Here is a 12,798-nt window from a genome sequence, read left to right on the forward strand (position 1 = left end):
TGCTCAAAACATCCGGATTTTTGTTTTAACGTTTGTTGAGCGATAATTAACTTTGTTTAACATTTTTAAGTTTTAACTTAGTATTAAACAAAACGGTTATGAAAAAGATATTACTTGTAATTGTATTAGCAGCCGGCACTTACCAGCTAAAGGCACAGCAATTATTGCAGGTTAAGCCTGCTGATAGCTTATCGCAAAAATCGATTGATAACTATTTAAAGTTGCAGATAGATAGCAGCATTAAATTATTAAAGCCTGAGCCATTTGCACTAAATAACAGCAAGCTAAGCTCTGTAAATTTTAATATAGACCACATGCCTATAGCTGTTTTTGATGGGAACGATCACATGCCTATTTTAAAAACTGATGGCCATGATAATATGCCGGTTTTAAAAACAAACAACAACGACAGGCTGCAAACACTACCAATAATGCCAACTTTTAAGGTACCTGCTATGCTTGGTCCGGCTCAGCAAAAGTGAGCTTAGGATTGGGTAGTTTTTTCAGTTCTGCTAACCGGGCTTTTTCCTGATCCCTTATATCGGCAACTTTATCAAAGCTTTGTTCGTAAGTGGCATGGTTGGTACGCATTATCCTGTCCCAAAAGTTAAAGTACAGGCCATAATTACATTTAACCAACCGATGATGCATATTGTGATGGGTTGATGTATTGTGCCATTTAAATAACCAGTGGCTCGCAAAGCCTTTCCTGAACAGTTCATAACCCAGGTGCCCGGCCACATTCAGCAATAAAGAATACAGCGAAAATATAGTTAAGGCAGATTTATGGTAGGGAATGGTAAACGCAATCAGCGGAATGATCCCTATCTCCACCACTGCCTCTATCGGGTGAAAAGAATATGCTGCAAAAGGGGTTGGGTTGATTGATAAATGATGCGTTTTATGTACCCATTTAAATAAGGGTTTCCAATGCATCAGGCGATGTGTCCAGTAAAAATAAGTATCGTGAATAACTATCATCAGCACAATACTAAAAAAGTAATAAGCATAACCATACTTATCAATAGGCTCATAGATACGGGTAAGCCCTGCCTTACTTGCCCAAACAACAAACATTATTACCGCACCAAAAATCAGGATAGTGAAAAAGGAGTATTTAACCTCGCGAAAAATGTGTTTATTTTCAGGATAGCGCTGCTGGATTTTAGCCGACCAATATTTTTTGTGCTTCCACACATAAAAAAACAGGTAGAACGAGCCTGTAAATAACAAGTACTTGAAACCCATGCTAAGCAATACCTGCAATGAGCTAAACGACTGTGTGTATGGCGACAACCAATGCATATAAAGCTATAACGCTAAATATTAAAAATCCTTATTCAGTAGTTTCTCTAATTCGGCAAAACTGATATTCATTTTAACGCGGCCCTGTTTAGCGTACGAAATCTCTCCCGTTTCTTCGGATACGATGATGGCTGTTGCATCATTAGTTTCGGTAACGCCTATGCCTGCACGGTGGCGCAAGCCAAACTGGGCGGGCAGGTCAGTTTTTTCAGTAAGCGGCAAAATGCAGCTGGCCGATTTTATTTTATTTTCAGATATTACCACCGCCCCATCATGCAGCGGGCTATATTTTTGGAAGATACTTTCTAACAGGCGCTTTGAAATTTTGGCATCCACAAGCTCGCAGCTGTTTTGATAAAATTGCTCGTCGTAATATTTGGCAAACACAATCAGGGCCCCGGTACGGGTTTGTTTCATGCTTTTGCAGGCATCAATAATTGGCTTAATGCGGGCATAGTTATCCTTCTCTGCTTCGGCCTTGCCAAAAAAATACTGCCACCAGGCCTTGTTTCGTTGCAGCGATGCATTTTTACCCACCAACAGCAGAAACCGCCGCACCTCCTGCTGAAATACCACAATAAGCGCAATAATACCTACATCAACAAACTTGCCTAATATGCCGGTAAGCAACTGCATGTGCAATGCCTTTACCACATAGTAAAGCCCGAAGATAATAGCCAGCCCTATAAATATATTAGCAGCTATAGTCCCCCTTATCAGGTTGTATAATTGATATATAAGTATGGCCACAAATACCACATCGAGTATATCAAAGAAGGTGACCTTGAACAAGCTGAAGGTGAAAAATTGCATTTACTAAGGTAATAACATTCTGTTATAATAAGCCATTGCAGGCCATACATACCGCTTACTTAGTGTTGTAAATTTGTAAAGTTTGCAATATTAACCTGTTTTAACCCCTGTTTTTTTAGGAAATGCAAGCGATGCAGCAATACTGATAACCAATATTGCTAAAATCACCAGGAGCGAATTAGTGGTGGTTAGTCCTATTTTTTCAGCATAGTTTGCACCTAACATTTTAAGCCCGATAAAGGCTAACAAAGCCGCCAGCCCTACTTTTAGGTAATGGAACTTGTCAATAATGTTTACCAGCAAAAAGAACATAGACCGCAAGCCCAGTATGGCAAAGATGTTGGAGAAGAACACGATGTAAGGATCTTTAGTGATAGAAAATATAGCGGGGATAGAGTCGACCGCGAAAACAAGGTCGGTGCCCTCAACAATAAGCAGCACTAAAAAAAGCGGGGTAATATATTTTTTTGCATTGATGTTGACGAAAAACAGATCGCCCTCAAATTTAGGATGTACAGCAAAATATTTGGAGGCCCATTTTACAACCACATGGTTCTCGGGGTCTATCCCCTGTTTTTTATTGCGGTTAATGAACATGCTTACCCCGGTATAAACCAGGAAAGCTCCAAACACATACAATATCCAATGGAAGTGGGTGATAAGTGTTGAGCCTAAAAAGATAAAGGCAAAACGCATCAGCACGGCGCCAATTATCCCCCAAAAAAGCACCTTATGATAATACTTTTGCTCAACGGCAAAGGCAGTAAATACCAGCACAATTACAAATATATTATCAACCGAGAGGGCGTATTCAACCACATAACCCGTTATAAATTCGAGCCCGAGGTTTTTGCGGTAAAGTTGCAATCCACCGGTAAAATCGTTAGGGTTAAGCTTTAGCCGGTGGCCGTTTTTGCTATTTATTTGCTGTAGCGTGGCAAAGCTGTCAATGTGGTGAAGGAGATGCCCGTAATTTAATATCAGTGTGTAAAAGCCAATCGCCAGCACTATCCAAACGGCGCTCATTATCCCGGCCTGTTTAAGGCTTACGGGTTTATCGGTTTTGGTAAATAAACCTAAATCAAGCGAGAGCATGATCAGGATAAATACAATAAAGCCTGAAATAAATATCAGTTCGCTTTGCATTATTATTTATTACGTTCAGTAGTAAACCTTACCAATTGTTCAAGCCCTGTGCGTGCCTCGCCGGCAGGGAAAGTATTGAGTATTTCAAAAGCCTCGTCCTGGTATTTTTTCATTTGCGTTTCCGCATATTGCAAACCGCCCGATTCTTTTACAAAGCTGATGATCTGCGCTATTTTTTTAGGATCGTCGTTATGGTTCTTCACCAAATTGATCATTTGCTTTTTGATGGCAGGTTTACTATTATTTAGTGAGTAGATAAGCGGCAGGGTAACCTTTTTTTCCTTAATATCGATACCTAATGGTTTACCTACATCATCGGTACCAAAATCAAACATATCATCCTTGATCTGGAAAGCGATACCAATTTTTTCGCCAAAAAGGCGCATTTTTTCGATGGTTGCATCATCGGCCCCGGCTGATGCAGCTCCACACTCGCAGCAGGAAGCAATCAGCGATGCTGTTTTTTGTCTGATCACCTCGTAATACAAGGCTTCTTCTACATCCATTTTACGCACCTTTTCAACTTGCAGCAATTCGCCCTCAATCATTTGGCGCATGGCTTCTGATACGATCTTCAAGAACCTGAAATCGTCGTTCTTGATAGATAACAGCAGACCCTTCGATAATAAAAAATCACCAACCAATACGGCAATTTTATTTTTCCATAAAGCATTTATGCTGAAAAAGCTGCGGCGCTGGTAAGAGTTATCAACCACATCATCGTGGATCAGTGTTGCCGTATGTAAAAGCTCAACCAGTGCGGCACCACGATGGGTGGATTCATTGATGCCACCGCAAATGCTGGCCGAGAAGAATACGAACATGGGCCTGATCTGTTTGCCCTTGCGCTTAACAATATAATGGGTAATACGATCAAGCAGGGGTACTGAGCTTTGCATGGAAGATTTAAACTTTCCTTCAAAAACATCAATATCGGCAGCGATGGGTTTTTTAATCTCGTTGATGCTCAGCATTGGAACAAAACACGCTTTTTATGTGTAAAAGTTGCCATATCAGCAACCTGCACAAACATAAGCTAAAAATATTTATCTGCATTGCCGCACCTTATATTTTGACATGGTTTTGGCTAAGCCGTTAATTATTAAACTAAACCCTATGATATATTTTGGAAACACGATTAAACCAAACCCATCATTTACGCTCTATTACTATAACAACACTAATAATAACATAACATGAAAATCAAAATATTTGGAGGTTTATTGGTTGCAGCGTTAGCCGTTACCTCAATAGCCCAGGCACAAACACATACCCCGGTTATTACACACAGGCAGCAAAATCAAGACCGCCGTATAAACCAGGGCGTTCGTAGCGGCCAGCTTACCCGTAACGAGGCACATCACATGCGTAACGACGAACGAAAGATAAGCGCTAACAAGCAAATGGCTAAAGCCAACGGGCATGTAAGTTATGCCGAGCGCAGCAGACTGCGCCACGAAGAGAACCGCACCAGCCGCGCCATTTACCGCGATAAGCACAATGACCGGGTTAGATAATAGTTTTTGTATGAGTTAAGTTTTCATGGAGCGTCATCGGTTTTACCGGTGGCGCTTTTTTATTGTCTGCGGATGCAATATTATTTTACCTTTGCAATCCAAATACCAGGAGAGGTGTCTGAGTGGTCGAAAGAGCACGCCTGGAAAGTGTGTATACGCCAAAAGTGTATCGAGGGTTCGAATCCCTCCCTCTCCGCTAAACCGTCCGCAAGCACATAGCTTGCGGACGGTTTGTTTTAATAAAAGCAATCAAAACTTTCCCCACCCGCATAGAATATTTACTTATGTGTTTTTCGTTTTTCAATACGTTATCAGATATTAGCATACTTAATCCCCTTTATGCGATTTTTCACCATCGTGTTTGCTTTTATTTTGATCACCTCATCACTTTTTGGTCAGCAAAATAAAGTTAACGGCAAGGTATTGGATTCTGCAACCCGCCAGCCAATTGAGGCAGCGCTGGTAACCAATTTACGGACAAATAAAAAAGCCACAACCGACCAGAACGGCTTGTTTGAACTGTATAGCTTAAATGGCGACAGTGTCATTATTTCATTTATTGGTTATAAAACAAAACGTTTAAAAGCAGATAGCAGGCGCCAACTAAAAATATTACTTGAAAAAGGCTTCATTACTTTAAAGGATGTAACTATCAATAATAATGAGTCGCTTAAAACTTCCAACATACTTTCAAGGCTTGATTTAAATGAACAACCCGTTAATTCGGCCCAGGATTTATTGCGTTTGATCCCCGGCTTATTTATTGCACAGCACCAGGGCGGTGGAAAAGCAGAACAGATCTTTCTGAGAGGATTTGATGCAGACCACGGAACAGATGTTAACATTTCGGTAGATGGCGTACCGGTAAATATGGTTTCACAAGCCCATGGCCAGGGCTATGCCGACCTGCATTTTCTAATCCCTGAAACAGTGGCCAACTACGATTTTGGCAAAGGCCCCTATTATACCGACAAAGGCGATTTTAATACGGCAGGTTATGTTGCGTATAATACCAAAAACGTAATTGATCAGGATATGATAAAAGTAGAGGCGGGGCAGTTTAATACTTTCAGAACGGTTGCACTGATCAATCTTTTGAGCCAAAAAGCTAAAGAAAAAGGAACCAGCGCTTATGTAGCCGCTGATTATTTATATTCAAATGGCGGCCCTTTCCTGATACCTGAACATTTTAAACGATTGAACCTGTTTGGCAAATTAATAACAAAACTCAATAACAATAATACTCTAACCGCAATAGTTTCAACATTTAAATCAGACTGGCGGGCATCAGGCGAAACACCAGACAGGAGTGTTGCAGAAGGTTACATCACCAATAGATTCGGCACGCTTGATTCTGCACAGGGAGGCCATACCGCACGTACAAATGCAAGTCTCAAATTAATTTCTACCTTAGGCAATGGCTGGACGATGAGTAATCAACTTTGGTACGCTCATTATTACTTTAACCTGATCAGTAATTTCTCTTTTTATTACTATTTCCCAAACACAAGCGATGAGTTCCGCCAGTTTGAAAGGCGTGATCTGGGTGGTTATAATGGTAAAATATCAAAAACGAAAACGGTTAACAACACTGCTTTTACCTCGACGGCAGGCTTGGGCGCACGTTATGATCATATCAACCCTTTGGAACTTGACCACACCGAAAATGGCCAATTTGTTGGGTACCTTCAATATGGGCGGACAAAAGAGTTGAATACAAATGCTTATTTTGACGAAACTGTTACCACCGGTAAATGGCTCTTTAACGCAGGTGTAAGGCTTGATTATTTCCATTATAATTATACTAATCTATCCCCCGACACAGTAGCTACAAATATTTTTAATAACGTTAAGCCAAATGCAGGCAAAGCCGTAATTAGCCCAAAGCTGAGTGCCGAATATACCTTTAACGATAAAATCCAGCTTTATCTGAAACTGGGCAAAGGCTTTCACTCAAACGATGTAAGGGTGGTGATAGCTAACAAAGGTTTTGAAGTACTACCCGCCGCTTACGGAGCAGATTTAGGCTTTAACTGGAAGCCATTACCTAACCTGTTTATCAATGCGGCAGCCTGGTATATGTACCTTCAACAGGAGTTTACTTTCGGTTCTGACCTGATTGATCAGCCGGCAGGCCCGGTTAGCCCGAGTGGAAGAACAGTGAGGGTTGGCCTTGATTTTTCAGCACGCTACCAACTAACCGACTGGCTATTCGCCAATCTGAATATCAACATGGCGCACCCAAGGTATATTGACAGTTTAAAGGGACATAACTATGTGGCACTTGCACCAATCTTAACCAGTATTGCAGGTTTAGATTACCGTTTTAAAAATGGCATTAATGGTGGCATCAGCTATCGTTATCTGCATCAAAGAGCGGCAAATTCTGATTATAGTTTAACTGCCCGGGGTTATTTCATTACCGATCTGGCCATTAATTACACACAGAAAAGGTATGAAGTGGGCCTGGCCATTGAAAATTTATTTAACAAGCAATGGGACGAAGCGCAATTTGAATATACCTCCCAATTAAAGGGAGAAACTAAACCTGTTGACCAAGTAAGCTATACGCCTGGTGTTCCATTTTTTGCGAAGCTTAAAGTTGCTGTGTTTTTTTAGTGGCTGATTCTGTCATAATGTAACTAACGTACTTACCCTTACTCAGTCCAAAGCGCTCCGATAGCATAAGTTTTGGCATAGCCTGCAATCAGTACGCTGCTTCCTTTATCGGTACAATAAAGCACCCCCGTTCGTTCTGATAACTGAATCGCTTTCATTTCACTCTTTTGCAGACGCGCTGACCAGTATGGGATTAATGAGCAATGCGAAGACCCGGTAACCGGATCTTCTAAAATGCTGGATTGCGGGGTGAAATATCTTGAAACAAAATCATATTCCTCGCCCTTCGCGGTAACCACCACACCACCGGGATCAAGATTGATCTGATCGAATACCTGGCGGTCAATCTTAATATCTTTTATCTCCTGCTCGCTGTTGTAAACAAGCACATAATCGCGCGATTTGAGCACAATTGCCGGCTGTATGTTTAACGCATTTTTAATAATCTCCGGCAACTCGCTTACCAGCGGTTTTCTTGATGGAAAATTCAAGGTGTATAATCCATCCTGCTCCGTAACCAACAGATCGCCGCTGAGGGTTGTAAATACGATATCCTTCCCGCTGTAGCTTAAACATGTTTTAAGAACGTGTGCTGCCGCCAGCGTTGCATGGCCACACAGATCCATTTCAATTTCAGGGGTAAACCATCGTAAATGCACCCGATCATTATTGATCACGAAAAATGCGGTTTCTGCAACCGCATTTTCCTTTGCTATATTGAGTAAAATTTCATCACTAAGCCAAAAATCCAGTGGCACTACGCAGGCCGGGTTTCCTTTAAAGGTTTCCCGGGTAAAACTGTCAACCTGAAACAGAGCTAATTTCATGCAGCAATATTAATAATTTCTGAAACCCGGCAGGCTAACAATAGCCTACATTCTAAATAAAATCTATTATCAATTGCTGGGTTTAATAACTATAAACGGCCAGATATATCAGATGATCAGCCTATTTAAATCCAAGATTTAAAGAAACCACGTTGGATACTAAATTGGTATTTTGCGAATAATGGCCATACCTCAGTTCCAGTTCGTGCAGGTTTTGCCAACCAAAAACTCCCTTAGGCGGCGCTATCCTGAAACCCATACCAAAAAACTGGCTGTTGAACTTGGCATATTCATAATTACTGGTATAGTACTCGTCGGTAGCACTATGTCCTTCGTAAGGGGCAAAATACCTGGCAGCCGTTTGGGTATAATACCGGTAAAACGGCGATACAGAAAAGAAAGGAGAAACTTTATAAGTAACCTCTAAACTCGCTGTATTGGCACGGGTGCCCCAATTATCCAAGTAATAGCGGTAATAAGACCTGAGAATAATATTATCCCCTAAAAAATAGTTAGCCCTAAACCCTACCGGCAGCTTAAAACGGGATGATGGCAATTTTTCAATGGTATCTTTCCCGTTTGAAAAATACACCCTGTGAAACGGCAAGCTTAAATAACCGTTTTGCTTTACCAGATCGGCAAGGAACATGATCTGTAGCCTTGAGTTAATTATTTGCGAATAGCCAAAAGATGCGGTATAAGTATCGCGTGGTTTTGTAGGAAGGCTTGGTTTTGATACCGAAGAGCCGCCGTTGCTCAATACCACGTTACCACTGGCTGTTGTAACATAAGTTGACCCTGTTGATACAGGGGTAATAACAGGTATAAATTCTGAAGGATAAATAAGGGTTACATGATCTAAATAGGCTTGTAATTTAACGCTGAACTCACCGTTCTTATCGGCAGTCTTTGCTGAAAAATGCAAATCGGCACCTAACGACTTATAGTTATACTCGCCCGAGTAATAAGCGCCAATACCAAAGGTATTACCTGTTTTAGCGTTTTCAAGTGTCCAGTCAAACGATGGATAGATCCTTGTTCCACCCTGTTTGCCCAAGCCTGTTTTGGTAACATACGCAGAGGATGCAGAGGTATGATGATCGAGCCCTAAACCCAGGGAGATGGTATTTTTGTTGGAATTATTACCGTTCCAGGCCAGCTTAAGATCTAAGCCATTTGAGATGTCTGAAACCTTTTCTGTTCCAATCCCCCCGGTTATGGCCGAATGATCGCCGGTTTGCCAGTAATAACTGGATACCAGGTTTATTTCGTCAATACGTAAGGCGCGTGGGTTATAATCATAGGGTTTCTCCTCACCGTCAATCTTTACGGGCTGGTATAAACTGAATGGTTTTTTATTTCGGCTTGTATCCTCCTTAGTTTGGGCAGAGGCACTTAAACGGCAGATCATTGCGAACCCGACAACGGATAAAAATATTTTTTTCATGTGCTTTAAGTGTTAATGCTAATTAATTGCAGCCACAGCCACCACCAGTTTTGCCCGCATTAGCACCCGAAGCTGCTTCGCGATAGGATTGAAAATTTAACTCGTTCTTTTCTACCTTACGGTTACTGAGTGCCATTTCAGAATCATTGATCCTGTTTTTCTGGTACTCTTTTAATTGCACACAGGACGTCATTGCAGCCATTACCATAAGGCCGGCCAGTACTTTAATTGTTGGGGTAATCATGAATCAGGGGGTTAAGTAATATTTATATTTTTTGATGTATATAAATTGTCGTCATCATCAATAATAATGGCTTCAATATCTTTCATCTGGTTAATCATATCTAAACCGGCGTAAACCCCCATAATGGTAACCGGGGTGGCCATAGCATCAGCAATCTCTGCATTGGTAGATATGATGGTTACACTTTTAATACCCGTTACCGGGAGCCCTGTGCGCGGGTTGATGGTATGTGAATACTTTTTACCATCAATCAGGATAAACTTTTCATAATTCCCTGATGTGGCAACGGCCAATCCCGATATATTGAGGTAAGAAAAAACCTGGTGAGATGAATCCGGGTTGGCAATTCCGATGGTCCATTTTTTACCATCGGGCTGCAAACCCCAGGCGTTCAAATCGCCCGAAGCATTTACAACGCCACTTTCAACACCTTGCTGTACCATAATAAGTTTGGCCCGCTCTGCGGCATAACCTTTACCAATACCGCCAAATCCTATGCGCATACCCTGCTCCCGTAAAAACACCGTACAATCAGCTTCATTAAGAATTATATTGCGGTAGTTGATTAGCCTTACCATTTTTTTTGCCGTAGCCTCGTCGGGTAACGAGGTCATGTGCTGGTCAAAGTTCCATAGCCTTTTATCAATTGATCCATAAGTAATATCAAAAGCACCCTGGGTAATCCGGGAGATCATCACACACCGCCGGATCAGATCAAACGTTTCCCGGCTTACCACTACGGGCTTAATCCCCGCATTGCTGTTCACCTGGTTTGTTTCACTATCATCACTAAAAGTGGTAAGTAGTTTTTCAATCCGTTGTATCTCTTGTATTCCGGCATCAATCCGTTCATTGGCCCATTTTTCATTAGCCGAAACAACGGTTAATTCAAAACGGTTCCCCATCAGTTTACAGGCTTTTTTAAAAACTTGAAGAGCGGTCATAACATACAATTTATACGTATTGTAAAGTAATCATATTAGCTTAAAATGTATCAGTAATGTTAGCCGTAAAATCTGAAGATAGCTTGAAGTTACCAAACTAATCTACCCGTTTTATCCTTATTTAACATTTATTAACACATTTAATATCAGCAACTTAATACAAAGTATCAACTAATGCTTTTGTAACAGTTATAACAGCCTTTACTTTAGCTGCGAGTTAAAATCTTTACATCAATAGCTGTTTAATTATTTAAATTGACTGATGCCCTTTTCTAAAAATTTGGTATAATCCTCTGCATCATAATCGGCTCCGCTCGGCGTTTCCAAAATCTCACCATTACTGTTAACAATCACATAAAAAGGCTGCGAATTGGTATTGAACTTAGATGCCTGGAAATCACTCCACTTGCCACCAAGTGTACTAATTAGTTTACCACTGTAGGTTGAAGTAAATTGTTCTGATTTTTCGAGCTCCGTTTTATCATCCACATAAAGCTCGGCCATAATAAATTTGCTGCGCAGTAATTTAATTACTTGCGGGTTGGTCCAAACGGTACTTTCCATTTTACGGCGGTTTACACAGTTCCAACCGGTAAAATCAATTAAAACAGGTTTTCTTTCGGCTTTTGATACTTGCAGTGCCTGCTCATAATCATAAAATGCTTCCAACCCTAATTTGCTGCTGGGTGCTCTTTTAAATATCTCTTCATATTTTTTTACGCCTGTAAAACTGCCGGCAGTTGCGCCGCCGTTGTTACCATTATTTAGCTGCGCAGAGGTATACAGATCAAAATCTTGCGTTGATGATGGTGGTAAAAATGCGCTGATGGATTTTAACGGTGCGCCCCACATCCCAGGTATCATGTAAACAACAAAAGACAGTACAATAATGGCCATAAATGTTCTTGGAACAGATACATAGGAAACGGGACTATCGTGCGAAAACTGAAGTTTACCTAACAGGTAAAAACCCATTATTGCGAATATAACGATCCAAAGGGCCAGGAATATTTCCCGGTCGAACCAGTTCCAATGATAAGCCAGATCCACATTAGACAGGAACTTAAGTGCAAACGCCAGTTCGAGCAAACCTAACACCACCTTTACACTGTTTAGCCATCCTCCGGATTTTGGCAAAGATTTTAATGCTGATGGGAATAATGCGAACAAGGTAAACGGAATTGCCAATGCCAGCGAAAAACCAAACATACCAATTGCCGGGCCCAGTCGTTCCCCTTTTGAGGCGGCTTCAACCAGTAATGTTCCAATAATTGGCCCGGTGCAGCTAAAAGAAACAACCACCAGGGTAGCTGCCATAAAGAAAAGCCCCATCAGGCCGCCTTTATCTGAATTTTCATCAAGCTTATTGGCCAACGAACTGGGTAGTGTAATTTCAAAGGCTCCTAAAAAAGAAATACCGAATACAATGAGCAGTAAAAAGAAAAAGAAGTTAAATATCCCGTTGGTAGAGAGCGCATTCAAAGCATCTGAGCCAAAAATCAGGGTAATAATCAATCCTAACAATACATAAATAACAATAATTGAAAGGCCATATAGTGAAGCTTGCCCCGCGGCTTTAGCTTTCCCCTTTTTAGTAAAATAACTAACGGTAAGCGGCAACATGGGGAATATGCAGGGCATAAGCAAGGCAGCAAATCCGCCCAAAAAACCAGCAATAAATATTTGCCATAAGGTTTTATGCTCAGGTGCTTGTAGTTTAACAGGCTGCCCCGTTTTTGTTACCGCATCTGTTTTGTGTTTTGCCTTAAGGGCCGCAATACTATCTGCCGCTGTTGGGATAGGGGTAAAATCTACCCCGCTTGCAGAAACAGTATCATTTTTATTATTTTGTGCAGATACCCGGCTACCACAAAAAAGAAAAGACGCAGTAAGCAATGCGGTTAAGAAAAACAGCCTGAATTGTGATAAGTTCATA

At 41.1% G+C, this 12,798-nt stretch carries 12 protein-coding genes and 1 tRNA gene; 4 read left to right on the plus strand and 9 right to left on the minus strand.

Translation table 11 applies throughout. From position 1 onward, the window contains the following. Positions 1–98: 98 nt before the first annotated feature. Entirely contained in the window at positions 99–482 is a 384-nt protein-coding gene (locus ACQY4U_RS00330; protein ID WP_428327362.1) for a hypothetical protein, read from the plus strand. Here ACQY4U_RS00330 and ACQY4U_RS00335 read toward each other — a convergent pair. The 4 genes from ACQY4U_RS00335 to ACQY4U_RS00350 all read right to left on the minus strand — a co-directional run bounded on the left by ACQY4U_RS00335 (position 454) and on the right by ACQY4U_RS00350 (position 4,238). Further along, a complete protein-coding gene (locus ACQY4U_RS00335; protein WP_428327363.1) occupies positions 454–1,305 on the minus strand; it encodes a sterol desaturase family protein in 852 nt (283 codons plus the stop codon). The two genes, ACQY4U_RS00330 and ACQY4U_RS00335, sit on opposite strands and share 29 nt — an antisense overlap. A 21-nt stretch (positions 1,306–1,326) precedes the next feature. Then, positions 1,327–2,118: a diadenylate cyclase CdaA gene (gene cdaA, locus ACQY4U_RS00340; RefSeq protein ID WP_428327364.1), complete on the minus strand. Its 792-nt coding sequence runs from the start codon at positions 2,116–2,118 to the stop codon at positions 1,327–1,329. 90 nt (positions 2,119–2,208) lie between these two features. Further along, positions 2,209–3,264: a TerC/Alx family metal homeostasis membrane protein gene (locus ACQY4U_RS00345; RefSeq protein ID WP_428327365.1), complete on the minus strand. Its 1,056-nt coding sequence runs from the start codon at positions 3,262–3,264 to the stop codon at positions 2,209–2,211. Between the two features lie 2 nt (positions 3,265–3,266). Beyond that, the gene (locus ACQY4U_RS00350) at positions 3,267–4,238 is read right to left on the minus strand and encodes a polyprenyl synthetase family protein (protein ID WP_428327366.1); all 972 of its coding nucleotides are present in this window, start codon (positions 4,236–4,238) and stop codon (positions 3,267–3,269) included. Positions 4,239–4,460: 222 nt separating this feature from the next. Here ACQY4U_RS00350 and ACQY4U_RS00355 point away from each other — a divergent pair, with 222 nt between their 5' ends. From ACQY4U_RS00355 to ACQY4U_RS00365, 3 genes are all read left to right on the plus strand, one after another. After that, positions 4,461–4,781, plus strand: a complete 321-nt coding sequence (locus ACQY4U_RS00355; protein ID WP_428327367.1) for a hypothetical protein — start codon at positions 4,461–4,463, stop codon at positions 4,779–4,781. A 108-nt stretch (positions 4,782–4,889) separates the two neighbouring features. Continuing rightward, positions 4,890–4,977, plus strand: a tRNA-Ser gene (locus tag ACQY4U_RS00360). A 143-nt stretch (positions 4,978–5,120) separates the two neighbouring features. Further along, complete coding sequence (locus ACQY4U_RS00365; protein WP_428327368.1) at positions 5,121–7,400, plus strand: TonB-dependent receptor; 2,280 nt, start codon at positions 5,121–5,123, stop codon at positions 7,398–7,400. A 38-nt stretch (positions 7,401–7,438) separates the two neighbouring features. On the opposite strand, the gene ACQY4U_RS00370 is transcribed toward ACQY4U_RS00365, so the two are convergent. The 5 genes from ACQY4U_RS00370 to ACQY4U_RS00390 form a co-directional block, all read right to left on the minus strand. Beyond that, the gene (locus tag ACQY4U_RS00370; RefSeq protein ID WP_428327369.1) at positions 7,439–8,227 is read right to left on the minus strand and encodes a PhzF family phenazine biosynthesis protein; all 789 of its coding nucleotides are present in this window, start codon (positions 8,225–8,227) and stop codon (positions 7,439–7,441) included. Positions 8,228–8,348: 121 nt separating this feature from the next. Further along, the gene (locus tag ACQY4U_RS00375) at positions 8,349–9,674 is read right to left on the minus strand and encodes a DUF3570 domain-containing protein (protein WP_428327370.1); all 1,326 of its coding nucleotides are present in this window, start codon (positions 9,672–9,674) and stop codon (positions 8,349–8,351) included. A gap of 22 nt (positions 9,675–9,696) precedes the next feature. Further along, positions 9,697–9,918, minus strand: coding sequence for a DUF4266 domain-containing protein (locus tag ACQY4U_RS00380; protein ID WP_428327371.1), 222 nt, complete (start codon positions 9,916–9,918; stop codon positions 9,697–9,699). An 11-nt stretch (positions 9,919–9,929) separates the two neighbouring features. Beyond that, complete coding sequence (locus tag ACQY4U_RS00385; protein ID WP_428327372.1) at positions 9,930–10,862, minus strand: FAD:protein FMN transferase; 933 nt, start codon at positions 10,860–10,862, stop codon at positions 9,930–9,932. 246 nt (positions 10,863–11,108) lie between these two features. Beyond that, positions 11,109–12,797 carry a protein-disulfide reductase DsbD family protein gene (locus ACQY4U_RS00390; RefSeq protein WP_428327373.1) on the minus strand — a complete coding sequence of 563 codons (1,689 nt, stop codon included), beginning with the start codon at positions 12,795–12,797 and terminating at the stop codon, positions 11,109–11,111. Between the last annotated feature and the right edge of the window lies 1 nt (position 12,798).

The organism is Mucilaginibacter sp. (assembly GCF_965277465.1).
Lineage (GTDB): Bacteria > Bacteroidota > Bacteroidia > Sphingobacteriales > Sphingobacteriaceae > Mucilaginibacter.

Coding starts and splice junctions, on each gene's coding strand:
- ACQY4U_RS00380 (WP_428327371.1), bottom strand. CDS start 9,918: ATGATTACCCCAACAATTAAAGTACTGGCCGGCCTTATGGTAATGGCT.
- ACQY4U_RS00390 (WP_428327373.1), bottom strand. CDS start 12,797: ATGAACTTATCACAATTCAGGCTGTTTTTCTTAACCGCATTGCTTACT.
- ACQY4U_RS00330 (WP_428327362.1), top strand. CDS start 99: ATGAAAAAGATATTACTTGTAATTGTATTAGCAGCCGGCACTTACCAG.
- ACQY4U_RS00370 (WP_428327369.1), bottom strand. CDS start 8,227: ATGAAATTAGCTCTGTTTCAGGTTGACAGTTTTACCCGGGAAACCTTT.
- ACQY4U_RS00365 (WP_428327368.1), top strand. CDS start 5,121: ATGCGATTTTTCACCATCGTGTTTGCTTTTATTTTGATCACCTCATCA.
- ACQY4U_RS00350 (WP_428327366.1), bottom strand. CDS start 4,238: ATGCTGAGCATCAACGAGATTAAAAAACCCATCGCTGCCGATATTGAT.
- ACQY4U_RS00385 (WP_428327372.1), bottom strand. CDS start 10,862: ATGACCGCTCTTCAAGTTTTTAAAAAAGCCTGTAAACTGATGGGGAAC.
- ACQY4U_RS00375 (WP_428327370.1), bottom strand. CDS start 9,674: ATGAAAAAAATATTTTTATCCGTTGTCGGGTTCGCAATGATCTGCCGT.
- ACQY4U_RS00335 (WP_428327363.1), bottom strand. CDS start 1,305: ATGCATTGGTTGTCGCCATACACACAGTCGTTTAGCTCATTGCAGGTA.
- cdaA (WP_428327364.1), bottom strand. CDS start 2,118: ATGCAATTTTTCACCTTCAGCTTGTTCAAGGTCACCTTCTTTGATATA.
- ACQY4U_RS00355 (WP_428327367.1), top strand. CDS start 4,461: ATGAAAATCAAAATATTTGGAGGTTTATTGGTTGCAGCGTTAGCCGTT.
- ACQY4U_RS00345 (WP_428327365.1), bottom strand. CDS start 3,264: ATGCAAAGCGAACTGATATTTATTTCAGGCTTTATTGTATTTATCCTG.